General features: G+C 69.4%; 18 protein-coding genes and 1 pseudogene. 10 read left to right on the top strand and 9 right to left on the bottom strand.

What is annotated here, in order from left to right; all coding sequences use genetic code 11:
* Positions 1-278 precede the first annotated feature (278 nt).
* The 4 genes from ACFWBQ_RS27920 to ACFWBQ_RS27905 all read left to right on the top strand — a co-directional run bounded on the left by ACFWBQ_RS27920 (position 279) and on the right by ACFWBQ_RS27905 (position 6,093).
* The gene (locus ACFWBQ_RS27920; RefSeq protein ID WP_385501071.1) at positions 279-1,748 is read left to right on the top strand and encodes an aldehyde dehydrogenase family protein; all 1,470 of its coding nucleotides are present in this window, start codon (positions 279-281) and stop codon (positions 1,746-1,748) included.
* Positions 1,745-3,376, top strand: a complete 1,632-nt coding sequence (locus ACFWBQ_RS27915) for an APC family permease (RefSeq protein ID WP_385501070.1) — start codon at positions 1,745-1,747, stop codon at positions 3,374-3,376. Before ACFWBQ_RS27920 ends, ACFWBQ_RS27915 begins: the two co-directional genes overlap by 4 nt.
* 15 nt (positions 3,377-3,391) lie before the next feature.
* The gene (locus ACFWBQ_RS27910; protein ID WP_385501067.1) at positions 3,392-4,963 is read left to right on the top strand and encodes a GMC family oxidoreductase; all 1,572 of its coding nucleotides are present in this window, start codon (positions 3,392-3,394) and stop codon (positions 4,961-4,963) included.
* Positions 4,964-5,178: 215 nt separating this feature from the next.
* A complete protein-coding gene (locus ACFWBQ_RS27905) occupies positions 5,179-6,093 on the top strand; it encodes an adenosine kinase (RefSeq protein WP_385501066.1) in 915 nt (304 codons plus the stop codon).
* Positions 6,094-6,138: 45 nt separating this feature from the next.
* On the opposite strand, the gene ACFWBQ_RS27900 is transcribed toward ACFWBQ_RS27905, so the two are convergent.
* The gene (locus ACFWBQ_RS27900; RefSeq protein ID WP_385501064.1) at positions 6,139-7,590 is read right to left on the bottom strand and encodes a PucR family transcriptional regulator; all 1,452 of its coding nucleotides are present in this window, start codon (positions 7,588-7,590) and stop codon (positions 6,139-6,141) included.
* A gap of 81 nt (positions 7,591-7,671) precedes the next feature.
* Between ACFWBQ_RS27900 and ACFWBQ_RS27895 the strand changes: the two genes are divergently transcribed.
* The 6 genes from ACFWBQ_RS27895 (at position 7,672) to ACFWBQ_RS27870 (ending at position 13,460) form a co-directional block, all read left to right on the top strand.
* Positions 7,672-9,228 carry a purine-cytosine permease family protein gene (locus ACFWBQ_RS27895; RefSeq protein ID WP_385501063.1) on the top strand — a complete coding sequence of 519 codons (1,557 nt, stop codon included), beginning with the start codon at positions 7,672-7,674 and terminating at the stop codon, positions 9,226-9,228.
* Between the two features lie 79 nt (positions 9,229-9,307).
* Positions 9,308-9,709, top strand: a complete 402-nt coding sequence (locus ACFWBQ_RS27890; RefSeq protein ID WP_385501061.1) for a nuclear transport factor 2 family protein — start codon at positions 9,308-9,310, stop codon at positions 9,707-9,709.
* 16 nt (positions 9,710-9,725) lie between these two features.
* Positions 9,726-11,165 (top strand): gamma-aminobutyraldehyde dehydrogenase, encoded by a 1,440-nt coding sequence (locus ACFWBQ_RS27885; RefSeq protein ID WP_385501059.1) that lies wholly within the window; start codon positions 9,726-9,728, stop codon positions 11,163-11,165.
* Between the two features lie 587 nt (positions 11,166-11,752).
* Positions 11,753-12,472: a DUF998 domain-containing protein gene (locus tag ACFWBQ_RS27880; RefSeq protein WP_385501056.1), complete on the top strand. Its 720-nt coding sequence runs from the start codon at positions 11,753-11,755 to the stop codon at positions 12,470-12,472.
* Between the two features lie 157 nt (positions 12,473-12,629).
* Positions 12,630-13,055 (top strand): aspartate 1-decarboxylase, encoded by a 426-nt coding sequence (gene panD, locus ACFWBQ_RS27875; RefSeq protein WP_385501049.1) that lies wholly within the window; start codon positions 12,630-12,632, stop codon positions 13,053-13,055.
* Positions 13,056-13,103: 48 nt separating this feature from the next.
* The gene (locus ACFWBQ_RS27870; RefSeq protein ID WP_385501044.1) at positions 13,104-13,460 is read left to right on the top strand and encodes a GNAT family N-acetyltransferase; all 357 of its coding nucleotides are present in this window, start codon (positions 13,104-13,106) and stop codon (positions 13,458-13,460) included.
* 335 nt (positions 13,461-13,795) lie between these two features.
* Here the strand turns inward: ACFWBQ_RS27870 and ACFWBQ_RS27865 are convergent, their stop codons facing one another.
* The 8 genes and pseudogenes from ACFWBQ_RS27865 to ACFWBQ_RS27830 all read right to left on the bottom strand — a co-directional run bounded on the left by ACFWBQ_RS27865 (position 13,796) and on the right by ACFWBQ_RS27830 (position 21,117).
* Complete coding sequence (locus tag ACFWBQ_RS27865; RefSeq protein ID WP_385501039.1) at positions 13,796-14,230, bottom strand: hypothetical protein; 435 nt, start codon at positions 14,228-14,230, stop codon at positions 13,796-13,798.
* Entirely contained in the window at positions 14,227-14,724 is a 498-nt protein-coding gene (locus ACFWBQ_RS27860; protein ID WP_385501034.1) for a MarR family winged helix-turn-helix transcriptional regulator, read from the bottom strand. The genes ACFWBQ_RS27865 and ACFWBQ_RS27860 overlap by 4 nt, the downstream gene beginning before the upstream one ends.
* 36 nt (positions 14,725-14,760) lie before the next feature.
* The gene (locus tag ACFWBQ_RS27855; RefSeq protein WP_385501030.1) at positions 14,761-16,137 is read right to left on the bottom strand and encodes a diaminopimelate decarboxylase; all 1,377 of its coding nucleotides are present in this window, start codon (positions 16,135-16,137) and stop codon (positions 14,761-14,763) included.
* A 72-nt stretch (positions 16,138-16,209) separates the two neighbouring features.
* Positions 16,210-17,007 (bottom strand): family 1 encapsulin nanocompartment shell protein, encoded by a 798-nt coding sequence (locus ACFWBQ_RS27850; protein ID WP_385501020.1) that lies wholly within the window; start codon positions 17,005-17,007, stop codon positions 16,210-16,212.
* Entirely contained in the window at positions 17,007-18,077 is a 1,071-nt protein-coding gene (locus ACFWBQ_RS27845; protein ID WP_385501017.1) for a Dyp-type peroxidase, read from the bottom strand. Before ACFWBQ_RS27845 ends, ACFWBQ_RS27850 begins: the two co-directional genes overlap by 1 nt.
* Positions 18,078-18,179: 102 nt before the next feature.
* Positions 18,180-19,073, bottom strand: a pseudogene (gndA, locus tag ACFWBQ_RS27840) (NADP-dependent phosphogluconate dehydrogenase); the annotation flags it as partial.
* 384 nt (positions 19,074-19,457) lie between these two features.
* The gene (locus ACFWBQ_RS27835; RefSeq protein WP_385501015.1) at positions 19,458-19,994 is read right to left on the bottom strand and encodes a hypothetical protein; all 537 of its coding nucleotides are present in this window, start codon (positions 19,992-19,994) and stop codon (positions 19,458-19,460) included.
* A 217-nt stretch (positions 19,995-20,211) separates the two neighbouring features.
* Entirely contained in the window at positions 20,212-21,117 is a 906-nt protein-coding gene (locus ACFWBQ_RS27830; RefSeq protein WP_385501014.1) for a DUF4238 domain-containing protein, read from the bottom strand.
* Between the last annotated feature and the right edge of the window lie 204 nt (positions 21,118-21,321).

The following is a 21,321-nucleotide window of genomic DNA, read 5'->3' as shown; positions in this document are numbered from 1 at the left end:
TTCCTGGGACAGCCGGCGCCGTACCGAGGACGGCAGCCCGGCCCCTCATCATCGATCAGGACGAGCCGGGGCGGAACCTGGCCCGGATGTCCGGCCGCGAGGAATCGGCGCCGCAACGGCGGAGCGACGGGTGGCGGGGTGGGCAAGCGCGGTGATGGCCCGGGCGGTACGGCGTTGCTCGCCGCGCGATTGTGCCGACGTGCGCTTACTTTGGGTGTCGAGCTCAGCACGGTCGGCTACACCTGCTTCCCCTTCCTCGTGCGGGCCGGAGGGACGCCATGCCTGAACTTTTCATCGGTGGCCGATGGAGCGCTGCGATCGAGGGCGGAACGCGTGAGATCCACTGCCCCGCGGACGGCGCCCTGGTCGCCACCGTCGACGAGGCGGGGCCGCAGGACGCCGCCGCGGCGGTGGCCGCGGCGCGCGAGGCTTTCGATCGGGGGCCGTGGCCGCGCACGCCGGCCGCCGAGCGCGGCCGGCTGCTGCTGCGCGTCGCCGACCTGGTGGAACGGGACAAGGACACGTTCGCCAGAGCCGAGACCCTGGACACCGGGAAGCGGCTCGTGGAGAGCGAGTACGACATGGACGACATCGCGAACTGCTTCCGCTACTTCGGAAACCTGGCCGCCTCCGGCGGCACCGACCGTGTCGTCGACACGGGTGATCGTGGGATCGACAGCAGAGTGGTGCACGAACCGGTAGGCGTCTGCTCGCTGATCACACCGTGGAACTATCCGTTGCTGCAGACGGCCTGGAAGGTGGCACCCGCACTCGCCGCGGGCAACACCTTCGTCCTCAAGCCCAGTGAGCTGACGCCGCACACCGCGATTCTTCTGATGAAAGCGCTCACCGAGGCCGGACTGCCGTCAGGCGTGGCGAATCTGGTGCTCGGGGCCGGGGCCACCGCGGGCGCGCCGCTGAGCGCGGACGCGCGCGTGGACATGGTCTCCTTCACCGGCGGCCTGGCCACCGGGCGGCTCATCATGGCGGCGGCCGCACCCACCGTGAAGAAGATCGCGCTCGAACTGGGCGGCAAGAATCCCAATATCGTGTTCGCCGACGCCGAGTTCGACACCGCGGTCGACTACGCGTTGATGGCGGTGTTCCTGCACGCCGGGCAGGTCTGCTCGGCCGGTGCGCGGCTGCTCGTACAGGACGAACTGCACGATGCGTTCGTCGACGAGCTGGTACGACGCGCCAGGGGCATCCGGCTCGGCGGACCGTTCGACGAGGACGCCCGCAGCGGGCCGTTGATCTCGGCCGCGCATCGCGACAAGGTCGAGGCGTACGTGGCCGCAGGGCTGGCGGAGGGCGCGGTACTGCGCTGCGGTGGCGTCCGCCCCGCAGACCCGTCGCTGCAGAGCGGCTTCTACTACCTGCCGACCGTGCTCGACGAGTGCACGCCGAACATGACCGTTGTACGTGACGAGTCGTTCGGCCCGGTCCTGACCGTCGAGCGGTTCCGGGACGAGTCCGAGGCCGTCGCCCTGGCCAACGACACCGTCTACGGCCTGGCCGGGGCCGTCTGGACGCAGGACGCCGAATGCGCTCACAGGGTGGCCGCCGGGCTGCGCGCCGGCACCGTATGGATCAACGACTTCCATCCGTATGTGCCGCAGGCCGAGTGGGGCGGAATGAAGCAGTCCGGTGTGGGCCGCGAGCTGGGTCCGGCCGGTCTCGCGGAGTACCAGGAGGCCAAGCACATCTGGCGCAACACCGCAGCCCGGCCGCAGAGGTGGTTCGAGTGAGTCATTCAAACCCGACAGGCCCGGACCCGACAGGTCCCGGCGCGACGAGCACGCCGCCCCCCGGCACCCGGGCCGACGGCACCCACGACGACGACTCGCTCACCGAGCTCGGCTACAAGCCCGAACTCAAGCGAACCCTGGGCAACTTCCACACCTTCGCCGCGGGCATCAGCTACATCTCGATCCTGACCGGCACCTTCCAGCTGTTCTACTTCGGCGTGAGCTTCGGCGGCCCGGCCTACTGGTGGTCCTGGCCCATGGTCTTCGCCGGCCAGCTGATGGTCGCCCTGTGCTTCTGCGAGCTCGCCGCCCGCTACCCGGTGGCCGGCTCGGTCTACAACTGGGCCAAGAGCATGGGCGGTCCGCACATCGGCTGGCTCGGCGGCTGGATGATGATGACCGCCACGATGGTCACGCTCTCCGCCGTGGCGCTCGCCTACCAGATCACGCTGCCCCAGATCGACAGCGGGTTCCAGTTCGTGGGCGACGGCACGGGAAAGAACGACGCGGCGGCCAACGCCGTTCTCCTCGGCACGGTACTGATCCTCTTCTCCACGCTGGTCAACGCCTTCGGCGTCCAGCTCATGGCCCGGATCAACTCCGCGGGTGTGTTCATCGAGCTGATCGCCGCGGTCGGACTGATCATCTTCCTGGCGGCGCACATCACCCGCGGTCCCAGCACCGCCCTGACGGATACGTACGGTCTCGGCGAGGGACAGACCCTCGGCTACTTCGGCGCGTTCCTCACCGCTTCGCTCGCGTCCGCGTACGTCATGTACGGCTTCGACACGGCGTCGTCGCTCGGAGAGGAGTCGCACAACCCGAGCCACAACGCGCCCCGTGCCATCCTGCGTGCGCTCATCGCGTCGTTCATCATCGGCGGACTGATCCTGCTCTTCGCGCTGCTGGCGGTGCCGGATCTGGCCGCGAAGGAGCTGTCGACGGGCGGCCTGCAGTACGTGGTGCTGGAGACGCTGGGTTCGACCGTGGGTGAGATCTTCCTGTGGTGCGTGGTCATCGCGATCACGGTCTGCGTGCTGGCTGTGCAGGCCGCCGGTATCCGGCTGATGTTCGCCATGGCGCGCGACAACAACCTTCCTGCGGGCTCGGTTCTGGCCCGGGTCAGCCCCCGCTTCCAGACCCCTGTGGTGCCCGCCGTCGTGATCGGTGTGGTGGGCGTCGTCATCCTGGTGATCAACGTCAACCAGCCGCAGATCTTCTCGGTGATCACGAGCATCGCGATCATCATGATCTATCTGGCCTATCTGATGGTCACGACCCCCATGCTGATCCGCCGGCTACGAGGCACCTGGAAGCCCGTCGCAGGCAACTTCTCGCTCGGCAGGTTCGGGCTGCCGATCAACATCGTTGCCGTCCTGTGGGGAGCGGCCATGTCGCTCAACCTCGCCTGGCCGCGCGCCGAGGTCTACAACGCGACGGGGGCGCAGCACTGGTATCTGCGCTGGGGCGCGTTCGTTTTCATCGGCATCGTCGGGCTCGGCGGCTTCGCCTACTACTGGTTCGTTCAGCGTCACAAAACCGGCGTTCTGGAGAGCCACCGCACCGAGGTGCACGACCACCCGACGGCGCCCGCACCACCGCATGGCCGGCCGCCCCGCACACCATGAACCCTGGAGATGCACATGCCGGCTGAGAGCCAACCGCAGGACGACTTCGACTACGTGGTGGTCGGCGGGGGTACGGCCGGCGCGGTCGTCGCCGCCCGGCTGTCCGAGGACCCGTCCGTCACCGTCTGCGTCCTGGAGGCCGGGCCCTCCGACGTCGGTGACGACAACATCCTGCGGCTCGACCGCTGGATGGGGCTGCTGGAATCCGGCTACGACTGGGACTACCCGGTGGAGCCGCAGGACAACGGCAACAGTTTCATGCGGCATGCTCGCGCCAAAGTCCTCGGCGGCTGCTCCTCCCACAACTCCTGCATCGCCTTCTGGGCGCCGGCCGAGGACCTCGACGAATGGGGCGCCCTGGGGTGCACGGGCTGGAGCGCTGCGGACTGCTTCCCGCTCTACCAACGGCTGGAGACCAACGACGCGCCCGGCGGCCACCACGGGCGCAGCGGCCCGGTGACCATCCGCACGATCCTGCCGAACGACCCGTGCGGAGCGGCCCTGCTGGAGGCCTGTGCCGCGGCCGGCATTCCCACCACGCCGTTCAACACCGGAACGACGGTCATCCGCGGGGCGCACTGGTTCCAGATCAACGCCCGTCCCGACGGGACGCGTTCGTCCGCCTCGGTCTCCTATCTGCACCCGATTCTCGGCCGGCGTCCCAACCTCGACGTACGCACAGGGGTGCAGGCCAAGCGCCTGGTTCTCGACACCGACCAGCGGTGTACAGGCGTCGAATACCTGGCACCCGACCTCATCCATACGCGGACCGTCGGCGCTCGACGCGAAGTCGTCGTGTCCTGCGGCTCCATCGACGCGCCGAAGCTGCTGATGCTGTCCGGGATCGGCCCGGCGGAGCATCTGCGCGAGACCGGTGTGGAGGTCCGCGTCGACTCACCGGCGGTCGGCGCCCACCTTCAGGACCACCCCGAGGGCGTGATCATGTGGGAGGCGCGGCAGCCCATGGTCACGACGTCCACCCAGTGGTGGGAGATCGGCATCTTCGCCGACACCGCATCCGGACTCGACCGCCCGGACCTGATGTTCCACTACGGGTCCGTGCCCTTCGACATGAACACCTACCGGCGTGGGTACCCGACCTCCGAGAACGCCTTCTGCCTCACTCCGAACGTCACCCGTGCCCGTTCCATGGGCACTGTCCGGCTGCGCACCCGTGACTTCCGTGACAAGCCGCGGGTCGACCCGCGCTACTTCACCGACGAGCACGACGTACGGGTGATGACCTACGGGCTGCGGCTCGCCCGGGACATCGTCTCCCGGGCGCCGATGGCTTCCTGGGCCGGACGCGAACTGGCGCCGGGGGTCGATGCCGGGACCGACGAGGAGTTGCTCGACTACATCCGCCAGACCCACAACACGGTCTACCATCCGGCCGGCACGGTACGGATGGGTGCCGTCGACGACCCGGAGGCCGTCCTCGATCCGCGGCTGCGTGTGAAGGGCGTGCGAGGTCTACGGGTGGCCGACGCGTCCGTGATGCCGTTCCTGCCTGCCGTCAACCCCTGCATCACGACGATGATGATCGGGGAGAAGTGTGCGGACATGATCCGAGCGGACCGGGCCTGACCGGACCGGCTGATCGCCCGTCGGCCGGTCGGGACATGCGTGTCACTCGATGCGTTCGCAACAAGTTGCGGAAATTTTCTGCACGTTCTTGCTCGGGGTCGTCAAGGCCTGCTTGACTCACCTGGTACTCACCACGGTTGACGGTGCGTCCGGTTGCCGGCGAGTGCGCCGACGCCTCCTCACCCTCGCCCTGCCCCAGGTTCGAGAGGAACGCCATGACCACCGAGACCGACGTGCTCGTCCTGGGAGGCGCAGGTGTGGACACGATCGTGTACGTCCCCGAGTTGCCGCTGCCCTACGCCGACAGCTACATGGTGCGGCCCGGGATCGAAACACGGGCGGGGCAGACCGGGGACTTCGTCGCTCTGGGCGTGAGCGCGCTCGGCCTGCGGACCCATCACCTCGACATGATCGGCGACGATTACGCGGGTGACCTGGTCCGCGGACTGCACAGCGAACGGGGCATCGCGCTGACCGGGATTCCCCTGCCCGGCGGCACGAAGCGGGCGGTCAATCTCGTCGGTCCCGACGGACGGCGGCTGTCCTTGTACGACGACAGTCGCTCGCGCGAGGAGGACCGGCTGCCGTCGGCCACGGTCCGGGCCCTGGCCGCGACGAGCCGCCACGCCCATGTCTCCATCACGTACCCCTGCGCCTTCGCTCTCCCCGAGCTGAGGGAGTCCGGCGTGACCATCTCGACCGACCTGCACAACTGGGACGGTGTCAACGCCTATCACGAGCCCTTCGCCTACGAGGCGGACATCGTCTTCCTGTCCACGACCGCCCTGGCGGACACGGAAGGGACCATGCGTCGGATCGCCGGGCGCGGCCGGGCCGACGTGGTCGTGGCGACGGCCGGGGCCGAGGGTGCGTACCTGCTGGCCGACGGTGAGCTGAGCCACATTCCAGCCGTCACACCCCCCGGGCCCGTGGTGGACTCCAACGGTGCCGGCGACGCCTTCGCGGCCGGTTTTCTCCTCGGCCGGCTGACCGGCGAGCCGACCCGGAGGTGCGGCCTCTACGGCGCGGTCGCCGGAGCCCACGCCTGTACCGTTCCGGCGACGCGGGCCGACTCCATCGGCAGGGCCGAACTCCTCGCCCGGGTCGCCGAGTGGGAGGCCACGGCATGACCGCCCGGCGGGCTGCGCCCTGCTCGCGGCCTGCGGCGAGCCCACTCAGTCGGTGAGTCCCAGCGCTCCCGCTGCCTGGATGGCCAGCCAGACCTCGGCCAGGGCCCCCGTCGATGTCAGATCACGGTCGGCGAGTGTGCCGAAGCGACGCAGCCGGTAGGCGAGGGTGTTCGGGTGGATGTGGAGCGCCGCCGCGGCCGTCTCGGTACGGCGGTCGCGCTCCATCCAGGTGCGGGCGGAGACCAGCAACTGCGAGTCGTGCGCCTCGTCGTAGCGCAGGACCTCGCCGAGCACGTGCTCGACCAGTGCGGTCAGGACGGCGGGGTCGTCGGGCAGCCATCGGCCCGTCGCGTCGTCGCCGTACCGGACGACGGGGCGGCCCGACTCCACGGCCTTGGAGACCGCCCAGAGGGCCTCGCGCTGGGCGACCTTCAGTGCGGCGCCCGGCAGGAAGGGGCGGCTCATCCCGGCTGCCACGGCAGGCAGCTCACCGACGGCGACCGCCAGCTCCGGTGCCCCCAGCACGTAGCGGTCCTCGCCCCGGGTGAGCAGCAGATGGGGATGGTCCTCCAGACAGCGCAGCAGTGCCTCGTCGGTGGTGCGGCGCACCACGAGGAGCACGGTGTCACCCTCGATCGCGTGCCGGGCGAGCCGGCGGCGCGCCGCATCCGGGTCGAGCACCTCCTGCAACAGCTCGGCCAGCGTCTCCGCGCCCTCGCGGCGCAGTGTCTCGCGCTCGTTGCGCACCATCGCCAGCCGCAGCGCCGCCACGGTGGCGATGTGCTGGACGACGGCGAGTCCTGCGGGCTGGGCGCCCTGACGCTCGTACGCGACCAGAAAGCCCGCCGGGCCGCCCGGCGCGGGAACGGGGAGGACGAATCCGCCGGGTACCGTCGGTGGAGCGTCGACGGAGGCGGGCAGGACACCGGGATCCGGCGTGGGAACACCGGGCAGGAGCGGGCGGCCCTGCGGGGTGCAGAGATAGACGTCGTAACCCGACAGGCGTTCGAGGCGGCGCAGAAGTGTCGGTGTGTCGAGGTCCTCGGCGACCAGCCAGCGCAGCGAGCCGAAGACCTGGAGCTGCGCGCCCAGCCGGTGCCTGGCGTCTTCCTGGACCGAGGCCGCGACCTCCTGGGCGACAGCGATGAACGGGACGGAGAGCGGCACTTCGAGGACCGGGAAGCCCCGCTCCTCGGCCGCCCGGAAGAACGCGTCGTGGAGCGGGGGCATGTGCAGCTGCGCGGAGAGCGCGAGAGCGGATACCCCGGCATCGTCCAGCCGCTCCAGATAGGCGCGCTGTCCGGCCGGGGTGCGAGGGACCGCCAGGCCCGTCGTCATGATCACCTCGGCGCCCAGGAGCCAGGGCGTCGGATCGGCGAGCTCGATGGCGTGCGCCCAGGACACGGACCGGCCCATACCGTCACCGCCGGCCTTTACAGAGAGCTGGAGTGCCGGGAAGGAGAGCAGATCCTCGACGGTAAGTTTGTTGCTGGCCACAGAAGACAGCGTACTGCTCCGTGATTGGCACAATTGTCGCTGGTTATGCAGGGGCCACACACTGTGAGACCGTCCCCATGCATGAACGGAAGGTGGAGCCCTGTGACGACCTCGATCACCGAAATCGAGACCTATGGTGTCGAGCGGATCCCGGACGCGGACCGCACGGCCCGTCCGATCGATCTGTTCCGGCTCGCCTTCGGCGGCGCCAACACCTTCGCGACCTGTGTGCTGGGCGCCTTCCCGATCCTCTTCGGCCTCTCCTTCTGGCAGGGTCTCGCGGCGACCGTCCTCGGCCTCGTCGCGGGTGCGCTGCTGCTGGCCCCGATGGCACTGTTCGGCCCCGCCAACGGCACGAACAACGCCGTCTCCTCCTCCGCGCACCTGGGCGTGCACGGCCGGGTCGTCGGCTCGTTCCTCTCCCTGCTCACCGCCATCGCGTTCTTCTCGATCTCGGTGTGGTCCTCGGGGGACGCGCTCGTCGGCGGCGCGCACCGGCTCGTCGACCTCCCCGAGTCGGACGTCACCTACGGCATCGCGTACGCGATCTTCGCCGGGCTCGTACTGGTCGTCTGCATCTACGGTTTCCGGTTCATGCTGCTGGTCAACAAGATCGCGGTGCTGGCGGCGTCGGCCCTCTTCGTGCTCGGTGCCTTCGCCTTCGCGGGCGACTTCGACCCCGGCTACGCGGGAGCCTTCGCCTCCACCGCCGACCCGCTGTTCTGGCCGTCGTTCATCGGCGCCGCGCTGATCGTGCTCTCCAACCCGGTCTCCTTCGGCGCGTTCCTCGGTGACTGGTCCCGCTACATCCCGGCCGGGGCCCCGCGCCGCCGGGTGATGGGGGCCGCGTTCATCGCCCAGATCGCCACCCTGCTGCCCTTCCTCTTCGGCCTGGCCACCGCGTCGATCATCGCGTCGAAGGCCGCGAAGTACGTCGACCCGGCCGCCCCGAACTACGTGGGCGGGCTGCTCGCGATCTCACCCGGCTGGTACTTCCTGCCGCTCTGCCTGATCGCCCTGATCGGCGGCCTCTCCACGGGCACGACGGCCCTGTACGGCACGGGTCTCGATTTCTCCAGCGTCTTCACGCGCTTCAGCCGCGTCCAGGCCACCTTCTTCATCGGCGCCCTGTCCATCGCGTTCATCTTCGTCGGCCGCTTCGCGCTCAACCTCGCGCAGTCCATCTCCACCTTCGCCACGCTGATCATCACCTGCACCGCACCGTGGATGATCGTCATGGCGCTCGGATACGTCACCCGGCGCGGCTGGTACGACGCCGAGGCGCTGCAGGTCTTCAACCGCCGCCAGCATGGCGGCCGCTACTGGTTCACGAACGGCTGGAACTGGCGCGGCATGTCCACCTGGCTCATCTCCGCCGTCGTGGCGCTCCTCTTCACCAACCTGCCCGGCCAGTTCGTCGGCCCGCTCGGCGACCTCGCCAACGGCACGGACATCTCGCTGCCGGTCGGCCTCGTCCTCGCGACCGTGCTCTACCTCGCCCTGCTTGCCGTGTTCCCCGAGCCGCGCGCCGTGTACGGACCTGCAGGACCCCGCTTCGTCCGGGCATCGGACGCCTCGGTGCCGCCGATCACCGGCAGCCCCGAGGAGACCGTCGCCGAGCCCGCCGCGGTCCACTGAACCCTCGCCGTCACCCCCGTAACCGAACGCCGGGCGTTCCGGCCCAGCCCGCCCGAACGCCCGTGACCAGGAGCTGTGCATGAGCACCACCCCCGTCCAGGAAATCCGGGCCGCCGCGGACGCGCTCGTCGCCGCCTTCGCCGAGGGCCGCCTCGACGACTACTTCGGCGCCTTCGCCCCGGACGCGACCTTCGTCTTCCACACCACCCCGGAGCGGCTCGGCTCCACGGCCGAGTACCGCGCGCTCTGGCAGCAGTGGGTGGAGCAGGACGGCTTCCGCATCCTCGGCTGCACCTCGTCCGCACAGCTGATCCAGCACTTCGGCGACACGGCAGTCTTCAGCCACGACGTGGAGACCCGGGTCGCCACCGAGGCCGGTGAGGAGACGGTCCAGGAGCGGGAGACCATCGTCTTCGTCCGCGCCGACGTCGGCGGCTGGACCGCCGTCCATGAGCACCTGTCCGCCCGTACCGCCGCCTGAGCAGGAGAGACGTTCCATGAGCACCACGTTCCGCAACTACATCGACGGTGCACCCGCCGATGCCTCGGACGGTCGCACGCTCGATGTGGTGGACCCCACCACCGGTGACCTCTACGCGACCTCACCGCTCTCTGGGGCGGCAGACGTCGACGCGGCGATGGCGGCTGCAGCCGCGGCGTTCCCCATCTGGCGTGACACCACACCGTCCGTGCGGCAGCGCGCGCTGCTGAAGATCGCCGACGCGATGGAGGCACGGGCCGACGAGCTGGTCGCCGCGGAGAGCCGGGACACCGGCAAGCCGCTCCACCTCACCCGCAGCGAGGAACTCGCCCCCGCCATCGACCAGGTCCGCTTCTTCGCGGGCGCGGCGCGGCTGCTGGAGGGTCGCTCGGCCGGTGAGTACATGGAAGGGCTGACCTCCATCATCCGCCGCGAGCCGGTCGGTGTCTGTGCACAGGTCGCGCCGTGGAACTACCCCCTGCTGATGGCGGTGTGGAAGTTCGCCCCGGCGCTCGCGGCGGGCAACGCGGTGGTCCTCAAGCCCTCGGACACCACGCCGGCCTCCACGGTGCTGATCGCCGAGATCATCGGCGGTGTCCTGGAGGAACTGGAGCTGCCGCGCGGAATCTTCAACGTGGTCTGCGGCGACCGTGAGACCGGCCGCCTGATGGTGGAGCACCCGACCCCTGCGATGGCCTCCATCACCGGGTCGGTACGCGCGGGCATCCAGGTCGCCCAGAGCGCGGCCAAGGACGTCAAGCGGGTCCACCTGGAGCTCGGCGGCAAGGCCCCGGCAGTGATCTTCGAGGACGCCGACCTGGCGAAGGCGGTCGAGGACCTGGTGGTCGGCGGCTTCTTCAACGCCGGCCAGGACTGCACGGCCGCGACCCGCATCCTGGTCCACGAGTCGGTCCACGACGAGTTCGTCGCCGCCCTCGCCAAGGCGGCGGCCGACACGAAGACCGGTCTGCCGGACGACGCGGACGTGCTGTTCGGCCCGCTCAACAACGCGGGCCAGCTGGCGCAGGTCAGTGGCTTCATCGAGCGGCTCCCCGCGCACGCCAAGGTCGAGGCGGGCGGCCACCGGGTCGGCGACAAGGGCTACTTCTACGCCCCGACCGTCGTCTCCGGCCTCGAGCAGGACGACGAGATCATCCAGCACGAGGTCTTCGGCCCGGTCATGACCGTCCAGTCGTTCACGGACGAGGCCCAGGCGCTGCAGTACGCCAACGGCGTCGACTACGCGCTGGCCTCCTCGGTGTGGACCAAGGACCATGCGCGGGCCATGCGGATGTCGAAGAACCTCGACTTCGGCTGTGTCTGGATCAACACCCACATGGCACTCGTCGCCGAGATGCCGCACGGCGGATTCAAGAAGTCCGGCTACGGCAAGGACCTCTCCGCGTACGGCTTCGAGGACTACACCCGGATCAAGCACGTCATGACGTCGCTCTGACATCCGGAACCCGTCACCCGACCCGGCGTTCCACGGGGGCGGGCGACGGGTGCCACAGCGGTTCGTGAGTGGGCCCTTCCCGGCCCGGGAAGGGCTCACTGCTCAACAGCCACTTGGCAACGGGACTTGGCGGCCTGTCGTTCCACGACAGCAGCCCCTGCCCTCCGGGCCATGGACTGGGGGACGATCGTCGGCACCGTTATGGGCGCGGTCATCGGCGTGGGCGCCACTTCGCCGGCCGACCGGTCGCGATGGCGCCGGGAACAGACGGCGCGTGGGTTGCCGGTCCCCGTGTCGGCCGAGCCGCCCCTCATCGGAGGGCATGTGCTCCAGCTGTGCACCGTGGGTCCGGACGCACCGGATTCCTGCGAGGCCCGAACCGGGCACGCCGTCATTGACGTGCATCGGCGTCGCCCGTGAGTGAACGAGTGTGACAGCGCCTCGTGAGGGCGGCTGAGCGGAGGCCGGGACAACCCTCCACCCTGCTCCGCAGGCTCAGTTCCGTGGAGAGGACCGACCGCTGAATGGTCTGTGCCCACCAGCGTGTGCACGGAGTAGCGACGGTTTCGGTGTTCTACGGTCTTCTGATGCGGCCTGTCCCTTGGTGGGTTCTGCTCTCTTCGGTGTGCGCTCCGGTTCTGCTGGTCGGTGGCTGGGCGATCTCGGCGGTGCTCCAGGGGCCCGGGTACGATCACGCTTCGAGAACGATCAGCATCCTTGCGTCCAAGGGCGCCGACGGGTTCTGGGTGATGACCTCAGCCCTGATCGCCTTGGGTGGCTGCCACGTGATCACTGCCTGCGGGCTGCGTTCCGCAGCACTCCCCGGCCGTGTGGCGCTGGGTGGCGGCGGAGTGTCGGCGATGCTGCTGGCGCTGTTCCCGGCGCCGAGCCGTGGGGGCTCACTGGATCATGGTGCGGTGGTGGCGGTCGGCTTCGCGCTTCTCGCGGTGTGGCCGATCCTGGCCGTGCAGCGCGGCGCCGCAGGCCAACTGCGTGCTGCAGCGCGACGCGGTACAGCCGGGCGGCAGGTATCCGCGGCGCGCAGCGACACCACTGGCCGACGCCGTGCCACCGAGCGGCGTCCGATGGCCGTGCCACTCGGCGGGAGCGCGCCGTGGGGCCTGCGGTCCGGGCCGTCGTTCACGGCGACCGCGCTCATGTGGGTGGGGGGTGTCTGGTTCTTGATGGCACTGTTCGCGCACGATACCGCCGGAGTCGCCGAGCGCGTCCTGACGTTCGCACAGTCGTTCTGGCCTCTTGTGGTGGTCGTCTCCTGCGTACGGCAGACGGACGCCAGCCGTCCGTGAACGGTCCCGACCTGCCTGATGATGCGTCGGAGGAGTCGGCATGTGTCCTAAAAAGATGTGGGGAGAGCCGCCCGGGGACCCGACTCGTTGTAAGCTGAGCAAACAGCACTTGACCTGCAAAAACGCAGGCAGGGAGCCTAGAGCCGGGAGTATCTCGATGCTGCGTACCATGTTCAAGTCGAAGATCCACAGGGCTACCGTGACCCAGGCCGACCTGCACTACGTCGGATCCGTGACGGTTGATGCCGATCTGATGGACGCCGCCGATCTGCTTCCCGGCGAACTTGTTCATATTGTGGATATCGACAACGGTGCCAGGCTCGAGACGTACGTCATCGAGGGTGAACGCGGTTCCGGCGTCATCGGGATCAACGGTGCGGCCGCCCACCTCGTGCACCCCGGCGATCTGGTCATTCTCATCAGCTATGCCCAGGTCGACGACGCCGAGGCCCGTGCGCTCACACCGAGCATCGTGCACGTCGACGCGGACAACCGCGTCGTCGCTCTGGGCACCGACGCCTCGGCACCGGTGCCGGGCACCCGCACCGAGCGCAGTCCTCACTCCGTGCCCGCGCACGGCTGACACCGCCGACCCCACCCGCGTCGTACCAGGTTCGAGGGAGCACCCGCCATGGCAGCAGGAGACACCGCAGTCGAGATCCGGGACGACCGGGAACACGGCAAGCTGGTGGCGTACGTGGGCGGCAGCGCCGCAGGGGGCATCGCGTACTTCGTGATGTATCCCGAGCCCGGTGCCCTCGTCGCTGTGCACACCGTCGTGGAGCCGGAGCACGAGGGCAAGGGCATTGCGGGTGCACTGGCCCTCGAGTTCTACACCATGGCGGCGCGCGAGGGTGTTCCCGTCGTTCCGCTCTGTCCGTACGTGGCCAAGTGGGCCCAGCGCCATCCCGAGCAGGCGCCCGAGGCCCCCGAAGAGCTGGTGCAGGGGGCACGGAGGCAGCTCGAGTCGCATCCCGAGCTGCTCTGACCGGGGACGGGCCGCACGGTCCGTACGTATGGACTCGGCAGGCGCGGGCAGCCGCACGGGGAGACGGTGGAGATGAGATCCACTCGTTCCTTTCGCTGTTGTTTGGAGGCCCGAGATGACCCACCCGTATCCCGACCCCGTACCGCCCGCGCCGACACCCCCGCCCATGCCGGGGCCGCCGACGCCGGTGCCGTCCCCGCCGCCCGTGCGGCCGGGTCCCGTACCGCCCGGCCCGGCGCCGGATCCCATTCCGCAGCCGCCGAGCCCGAATCCGGAGCCCGTACCCGAGCCGGAGCCCTCGCCGCAGCCGGCGGGGTGAGCCGCGGGCTGCGGCGTTACCCGGCGGCCAGGACCGCGTTCGCCCGCTCCGTGACTGTGGTCAGGACGCGTCCTGCCGCGGCCAGGTCCTCGGCGGGCAGGTCCGCGTAGAGACCGGCGGTGATCTCGGCGGTCCCGGTCCGGATGTCGCGCTGGAGGGCGTGGCCGCTTGTCGTGAGCGCCAGGCGGGAGCCGGTGTCCGTCAGCAGTCCGGACGTGATGAGTGCGTCGATCGCCGCCGCAGCGGTTTCCGCGTCGACCTTGAGCGTGCCGGTCATGCGGCCGGTGAGCCGGTCCCGCTCCGTCGCTCCGCCGTCGGCGGCGGTCGCGTTGAGCGCCACCGCCTGGTTGAACGTGGTCCCGGACCGGCTCAGCAGGCTTTCGAGCACGGCTCGTGTGGCGTAGTGGGCCTGACCGATGATCTGGCCGTTGACTGTGGTGGTGCCGGTCATGGCTGCTCCTTGGAGGTGGATGGCTCGTCCAGCAGCGCCGTCAGCGTCCGGGTGAACGCCTCGGTTTCCGATCCGCCCGATCCGCCCAGCGGCGCCAGGAGCCTGTTCATGAGCTCCTGGACGACCTCGACCGCGCGCAGAGCGACCGCGCTTCCCTCGTCGGTGAGGGCCAGCTGGACCGCCCGGGTGTCGTCCGGGTCGGGGGTGCGCTCCACCAGGCCGGCCGCCTCCAGGGAGCGGGCCAGCTTGGAGACGTACAGGGGTTCGAGCCCTGTGTGGTCCGCGAGGCGGCGCTGGCTGGGCCGTACGCCGGAGCGCTGCATGCCGTGGAGCGATCCCATCAGCGAGTACTGCGCGTGCGTGAGGCCCAGCGGGGCCAGCGCCCTGTCCACGGCGACACGCCACTTCATGGAGAGACGCCAGACGAGGAACCCCGGTGTCGGTCCTTCGGGTGTACTGCTGGAGCGCGTGCTGCTCGGGGGAGTGCTGCTCATGAGGAATAATGTACATGGATATTATGTACATGGCTACTATTTCTCGCGGGCTCCCGTACTCAGCGCCGTCAGCGCAGCGGCGTGGCCCAGCCCGCTCTCCGCCGCCACCGAGTCCAGCGACTGCGCGTCCCGGACCGGAGCGAAGCGCACACCGCCTCCGGCAGGGTCGAGGACGAAGCCGTACACCGCCGGCCGGGGCAGGCTGTTGTAGGCCCAGTGAGTCGAGAAGTAGTACGCGCCGGTGTCGTACAGGACAACGAAGTCGCCCTCCTGCAGTTCGGGCAGCTCCCGGGCGTGGGCCACGACGTCTCCGGCGAAGCAGCAGGGCCCCGCGACGTCCTGGACCATCGGCGGACCGTTCCGGGGGCGGCCCTCGGCGTCGAACGCGCCGACCCGCAGCGGCCAGGCCTCGGGCATGAAGACCGTGCGGGTGGCGATCTGCGCACCCGCGTGGGTGAGCGCTATACGGCGTCCGCCCGCGTCCTTCGTGTACTCGACGCGCGCCCCGATGAAGCCGTTCTTGGCGAGCAGGGACCGGCCGAACTCGGTGACCAGGGCGTAGCGGCCGTCGAACAGGCCAGGAACCTCCGCGCGGAGTGCCGCGACGTAATCGGCGAAGGAGGGGCGGACCGTGTCGTCGTCGAAGTTGACGGGCAGCCCGCCGCCGATGTCGATACCGGTGATCTGCTGGGTGCCCAGCGACTCGTTGATCTCCTCGGCCAGCCGGTACGTCTCGGCGATCCCCTCCGCGATGAGCTCGAGCGGACAGCCCTGCGAGCCGACATGGGCGTGCAGCCGAGTCAGCCAGGGGCGCTCGGCAAACGCCTGTACGACCTGCTTGCGGACGCCCGGATCACCCAGGGCGACACCGAACTTCGATGTGGCGGTAGCCGTGCTCATCGCTCCGATGGAGCCGCCTCCCACCTGCGGATTGATCCGCAGCCCGATCACGGACGCCGATCCGGGTGAACGCAGTTCCTCGATGCGGCGGAGCTCGGAGAAGCTGTCGGCGTTCACAGCCACGCCGAGGCGCAGGGCCAGCCGGAGCTCGTCGCGGGTCTTGGCGGGCGAGTCGAGGACGATCCTCGCCGGGGTGAATCCCGCCTCGACGGCGAGCCGCAGCTCGCCCGGGCTCGCCACCTCGCACCCCATGCCGCAGTCGGCGAGCAGCCGCAGTACGGGGACGAGTGATGCGGCCTTGGCCGCGAAGGTGTGCAGTACCTGCACCCCGGGGACGGCCGCGAACGCGTCGTGCAGCGCGGTGACGGAGTCGCGCACACCGTCCGCGTCGAGGAAACCGGCGACTGGCTGTTCCTCGCTGAGCAGCCCGTCCACGACCGCCTTGCGGATCGTCTCGGTGAACCTGGTGGAGGACGGGGAGCCCGTGTCGCTCACGGGAGTGGTCGGCGTCATACGGCCAGTGTCGGTCCTGCGCAGGTCCGGGGCCATGTGATTCTCCTGACCTCCGGTCACGGGCACCACGGATCAGGCGATGAGCGGAATCACGGCCTCCGGCGTCAGCATCCGGAAGGTGAAGGCCTGGTGGAAGTAGAGCCGGATGTCCGTGGCGTCGTGGTCCAGGTAGCCGATGGACAGATCCTGGCCCAGGCACAGTTCGAAGTCGCCGCCGCGGGTGGACAGCAGTACCCCGCCGGTGACGGCGGGTGCCCACAGGATCGGTTCGTCGAGCACCCGGGCCAGGTGGGTGGCCACCGGATAGCCGTGGTCGGAGGTCTCGGTGGCTTCGGTGAACGCGTCGGCACCGAGCAGCAGCCGGTACGGCCCGTCGACGCCGGCCAGCCGCAGCCGGGTCAGTGCCTGGCTCACGGCTGCCGGATAGTCCCGCGCGTCGGCGGGCAGTGCCAGAGGGGTGTGCGAGGAACCGTCCCGCAGGCCCGTGATGCCGGCCGCCGCGTACCCGTCGATGACGGCCATGTCCTCGGCGAACGCGCAGGTGCGGGCCGCGTCCTTGACGGGCTGCCAGTCGCTGTCCGCGGAGCCGCGTTCCACGTCGTCGACGGCCGCCCGGGTCACCGTGAACGGCACCCGCCACTCGATGACAGGCGTCGACGTGCGGGCGCGGGCGATCACGTCCGGTGTGGGCGGGTCGATGTCACGCAGGTGCCCGTCGCCGATGGCCGCAAGGGCGGGACCCTCCGGATCATGGACGTCCACGACACGACGGCCGGCCACATGGCGGCTGAAGGTGCGCCGGGCCTCTTCTTCGATCTGGGCCCAGGCGGCGCCGGTGACGGGGGCGAGTTCGCGGTGGAGGTTGTTCATCACTGTGGGCTTTCTTGCAGGCTGCCGATGCGCAGCGAGCCGTCACGGACCGCGGCGGCGGACGGGGACTGCGGCACCGGCGCGGACGCCCGCTCCGGCAGGGCCTCGGAACCGGCGGGGGCGGGCAACGGCGGTGGGGCGTCGAGGAAATCGGCGCGGGGGGCGTGGAAGAGCGTTCCCGTGACCGCCGTGGAGAAGTCGAGAATGCGGTCGTGGGTGCCGGGTGGGCTGCCGAGGAACATATTGCGGAGCATCTGCTCGGTCACACCGGGATCGGCGGCGTATCCGATGAAGTACGTGCCGAATTCGCCCCGCTCGAAGCTCCCGAACGGCATGTTGGCGCGCAGGATGTCGTGTTCGGTGCCGTCCGGGCCGGTGATGGTGTTCAGCGCGACGTGGGAATCGGCGGGCTTGACGTCGTCGGCGAGCTCGACATCGCTGAGCTTGGTGCGGCCGATGATCCGTTCCTGCTGCTCGGTGCCGAGTCTGTTCCAGCCGGTCAGGTCGTGAAGATACTTCTGCACGATGACGTAACTGCCGCCCGCAAAAGCGTGATCGCCCTCGCCGACCAGGGCCGCCGCCAGGGCGTCGTCGCCCACCGGGTTCTCCGTGCCGTCGACGAAGCCGAGCAGATCCCGGTGGTCGAAATAGCGGAAGCCGTGGACCTCGTCGACGACCTTCACCGCGCCGCCCAGCCTGCTGAGCAGCTGGGACGCCCACTCGTAGCAGACGTCCATCTGTTCCGCCCGGACATGGAACAGCAGATCGCCCGGCGTGGCCGGAGCATGATGCACCGGACCCCGCAACTCCTGGAACGGGTGGAGACAAGCCGGCCGGGGGCCCGAGAACAGCCGGTCCCAGGCGTCCGAGCCGAAGCCCGTCACGCACGCCAGCCCGGCGCTCGGCATCCGGAAGCCGATCGAGCGGGCGAACGCGGCGAGGTCGGGCAGCACCTCACGTACGGCCGATTCGCCACCCGGCTCGATCGTGGCGACCAGGACCAGCGCGGCGCTGGTCAGCGGGGCCACGACGGGTTGGACGGCGACGGGGTCCGGGACGGCGTCGGGCATGCGCGCACTCCGTGGGTGGTGACAGGGGCTCCCTGCCACTAATCCACAGCCCCGTCCCGGCCGCACCCCGGGCGGTCCGGCCGGGCGAAGGCAACCGTTCGGTCAGCCGGTGGCGGCCTCCGACCTGTCGCCGCCCCAGAGTGTGTGGAAGGAGCCCTCGCGGTCCGTGCGCCGGTAGGTGTGCGCCCCGAAGAAGTCCCGCTGGCCCTGCGTGAGCGCCGCGGGCAGCCGGTCGGCGCGCAGCCCGTCGTAGTACGAGAGCGCCGCGGCGAAACCGGGGGTCGGCACACCCTGGCGGACGGCCTCGGTGATCACCGCACGCCAGTCGTCCTGTGCCGCGCCGATCTCGTCCGCGAACTGCTGGTCGGAGAGCAGACTCAGCAGGTCGGCGCGGGTGTCGTACGCCGACCGGATCCGGTCCAGAAACGCGGCGCGGATGATGCACCCGGCCCGCCAGATCGCCGCCACCGCCCCGAGATCGATGTCCCAGCCGTAGGCCTCGCTGCCCGCCCTGATCTGGTGGAACCCCTGCGTGTAGGAGACGATCTTCGATGCGTACAGTGCCTGCTCGACCCGGTCGGCGAAGGCCGCTGCCTCCGCCTTGTCCAGTGGGGCGGCAGAAGGCCCCCGCAGCCCGCGGGCAGCCTCGCGCAGATCCGCGTGCCCCGACAGGGAGCGGGCGAAGACGGCCTCCGCGATCCCGGACACCGGCACACCCAGGTCGAGCGCGATCTGCACGGTCCAACGGCCTGTGCCTTTCTGCTCCGCCCGGTCCTGCACGATGTCCACGAAGGGCCTGCCCGTTGCCTCATCCGTGTGAGCGAGCACCTCGGCCGTGATCTCGATCAGATAGGAGTCGAGGCGCCCGGTGTTCCAGCTGCGGAAGGTCTCGGCGATCCGGGCGGGGGAGTAGCCCGCGACGGCCCGCAGCAGGTCGTACGCCTCCGCGATGAGCTGCATGTCCGCGTACTCGATGCCGTTGTGGACCATCTTCACGAGTGCTGGGAAGTGATGTTAGCACTGAGGCTGCTACCTGCGTTTTCCCAGGTCACGGATGGTTCGTCGCCTTGTTGACCTTGGCGCCTCTTGGCGGTTCGAGGCGGGCTTTGGCGGGGGTCGTGCTGACCTTTTGCTGAGTTCACTGACGGGGTGTCAGGGGAGGGTGTCGTGGATAGCGCCCCCTCTATTAGTGGGCGCGGGGTGCGGGACTCGAGCCGTTCGGTTCTGACTGGCCAGCTAAGGCCTGTGGTGCCTCCGCAGTGCCGGCCTGCCCTGGTTCTCCGGAGCCACGCCTGCGATCGGGATGGGACGGCAGCGACCGAGTTCCGACAGCGAACACTGAGGCTGCCTGGGTCGAGCAGTCAGGCGCCGCAGCTCGTGTCAGTGGCCCTCGCGCGGCCGGGCGCGCGGCCGCGCCCACCAGTAGAGCCCAGGCGTGGTGGCCGTGTTAACGGCCCGCCCGAACGCCGCCAGCGCCTCCTCCAGGCGAGCGGTGTTCTCCATCTCTGCCGTCGCCTGGAGCAGCTGCTCGGTGGCGAAAACGACGGCCGGATCCGACGACCACACGAGCGGGCCAGCAGCGGCTACCCGGGCGAGCGGCTCCCTGACGGCGGCGACTGCGGTCTGCTTGGTGAACCAGAGCTCCCGGCTCAGCAGCTCTGCCACTTGGCCGAACCCTACGAGCGCGCTCTGATGGTCCGTGCCGCCGGAGATCCGGGCCCGTGCGGCACCGCCGGCGAACGCGAGCACCGTCAACAGGAATGTTCGGGCGCGTTCGGCCGGCCCCTCCCACAACACCCGGTTGGCAGCCGCCGCGCCCTGTACTTCCATAACCTCCGCCACGATCGCGCTGGCGTGGACCCGCAGGGCACCGATCTCCGCCTGCTGGTCCTGGCGGTTGCGGGAACGGCTCGTCAATCACGACGCAGGAACAGCGATGACCGCCCCGGACATCAGCGAGCCAGACAGCTCGATTAACTTCTCCATCCCGCAGGCTGATCGCCCGCCCCCTCGCGGGATGCCGTTGCCCGCCTGACACGCAACCCAGACCGACCTGTTGCCTAGCTCCCGACTCCGACTCAGCCTATGAGCCCGTGTGACTGGGCGCGTAGTCAGTTACCCATCGGAGCCACGACTACCCTGAGTAGTTCTCTAGGAATGCCGGAGCGACAAGACGCTGTCTCTGCAGGGATGACTGCAAGTCTGAGGCAAGGGCCGGATGTTCCTCTGCCCAGGTTGGGGAGTGAGCAATGAACTCGCGGCTGTTGAACACTGTGAAGCGGTTCAGGGAGGCGACATCGAGTCGGGACGCATCCTGAGCAACTCGGGACACGATCAAGGCCAGATCGTCACCAAGCGGCACAGTGACTCGCCGAAAGTTTTCCAGCCCCACTCCGATGCCGTGGTCGAGGAAGGCCCGAGGGATGTCCTGCGACGTCGAGCCGGTGCTGCCAGACAGGCAGACCAGGTTGTCTCCGACAAGCAGGCCGCCCTGCTGAGGGCGGTAGCAGGACCAGTGCGTGCCCATCAAAAGCAGGGCAACCAGGGCGTTCCATCGATCCTTGAACTCTGCGTCATGATCACCGCGCAGCCGCCAAGGATGGAGTACGGCGGCGTTGAGGTGCGTCATGAGGCCGGTCTGTATCTCCTCGTCGGACAGGCCCACATCTTTCGCTCTGACCTTGCTGGCAAGGATGTGCATCAAGAACCGGCTGCGCTGGTACTGGAGGGCTATCAGCCATGCCAGTGGGCGGCGCACTTCGTCTGGCACCGCGCGGTGCCGACCAACTGCAAGCCTTTTGACTGCGGTCGCCGCTTCCCCTTCGATAGCCGCCATGGCACTTTCCATCGACGAGTGATCAGGCTCTCTGCCCGGCCAATACAGGGAGTGCCCGTACTTGCGGTGACCCACATTGATCACTGAGGAAGTGAACTGCCTGCCGTGCATGTACTGGTGAACGATGAGCTGACCGCCGGGCCCCGAGAATCGGTGCAGTAGGAACTGCGGCACGAAGTGGTGCTTCTTAGGGTGTGACGACATGGGCGCGACTGTAGCGACTTTCCTCGGTAATCAGGTCCATGGGAACGGGCTTGGCGCCGCCGCCCACCAGAGCACCGCCACCACAACAGGGGCGCCATCCGCAGCGGAGCCTCGTCGTTGGCGTCCTCTGTCCACAGGTCCGCCGGGGTGGCCTGATCACATGAGGGTGACCACGTACAGCAGGCGACCCGGACGCGCCCCGAG

The organism is Streptomyces sp. NPDC060035 (assembly GCF_042736635.1).
Classification (GTDB): domain Bacteria; phylum Actinomycetota; class Actinomycetes; order Streptomycetales; family Streptomycetaceae; genus Streptomyces.
The sequence above is the reverse complement of the archived record's forward strand: the minus strand, read 5'-3'. Positions and strand labels throughout refer to the sequence as shown.

Coding starts and splice junctions, on each gene's coding strand:
- ACFWBQ_RS27920 (WP_385501071.1), top strand. CDS start 279: ATGCCTGAACTTTTCATCGGTGGCCGATGGAGCGCTGCGATCGAGGGC.
- ACFWBQ_RS27910 (WP_385501067.1), top strand. CDS start 3,392: ATGCCGGCTGAGAGCCAACCGCAGGACGACTTCGACTACGTGGTGGTC.
- ACFWBQ_RS27905 (WP_385501066.1), top strand. CDS start 5,179: ATGACCACCGAGACCGACGTGCTCGTCCTGGGAGGCGCAGGTGTGGAC.
- ACFWBQ_RS27895 (WP_385501063.1), top strand. CDS start 7,672: ATGAACGGAAGGTGGAGCCCTGTGACGACCTCGATCACCGAAATCGAG.
- ACFWBQ_RS27890 (WP_385501061.1), top strand. CDS start 9,308: ATGAGCACCACCCCCGTCCAGGAAATCCGGGCCGCCGCGGACGCGCTC.
- ACFWBQ_RS27885 (WP_385501059.1), top strand. CDS start 9,726: ATGAGCACCACGTTCCGCAACTACATCGACGGTGCACCCGCCGATGCC.
- ACFWBQ_RS27880 (WP_385501056.1), top strand. CDS start 11,753: ATGCGGCCTGTCCCTTGGTGGGTTCTGCTCTCTTCGGTGTGCGCTCCG.
- panD (WP_385501049.1), top strand. CDS start 12,630: ATGCTGCGTACCATGTTCAAGTCGAAGATCCACAGGGCTACCGTGACC.
- ACFWBQ_RS27870 (WP_385501044.1), top strand. CDS start 13,104: ATGGCAGCAGGAGACACCGCAGTCGAGATCCGGGACGACCGGGAACAC.
- ACFWBQ_RS27865 (WP_385501039.1), bottom strand. CDS start 14,230: ATGACCGGCACCACCACAGTCAACGGCCAGATCATCGGTCAGGCCCAC.
- ACFWBQ_RS27860 (WP_385501034.1), bottom strand. CDS start 14,724: ATGAGCAGCACTCCCCCGAGCAGCACGCGCTCCAGCAGTACACCCGAA.
- ACFWBQ_RS27855 (WP_385501030.1), bottom strand. CDS start 16,137: ATGACGCCGACCACTCCCGTGAGCGACACGGGCTCCCCGTCCTCCACC.
- ACFWBQ_RS27850 (WP_385501020.1), bottom strand. CDS start 17,007: ATGAACAACCTCCACCGCGAACTCGCCCCCGTCACCGGCGCCGCCTGG.
- ACFWBQ_RS27845 (WP_385501017.1), bottom strand. CDS start 18,077: ATGCCCGACGCCGTCCCGGACCCCGTCGCCGTCCAACCCGTCGTGGCC.
- ACFWBQ_RS27830 (WP_385501014.1), bottom strand. CDS start 21,117: ATGTCGTCACACCCTAAGAAGCACCACTTCGTGCCGCAGTTCCTACTG.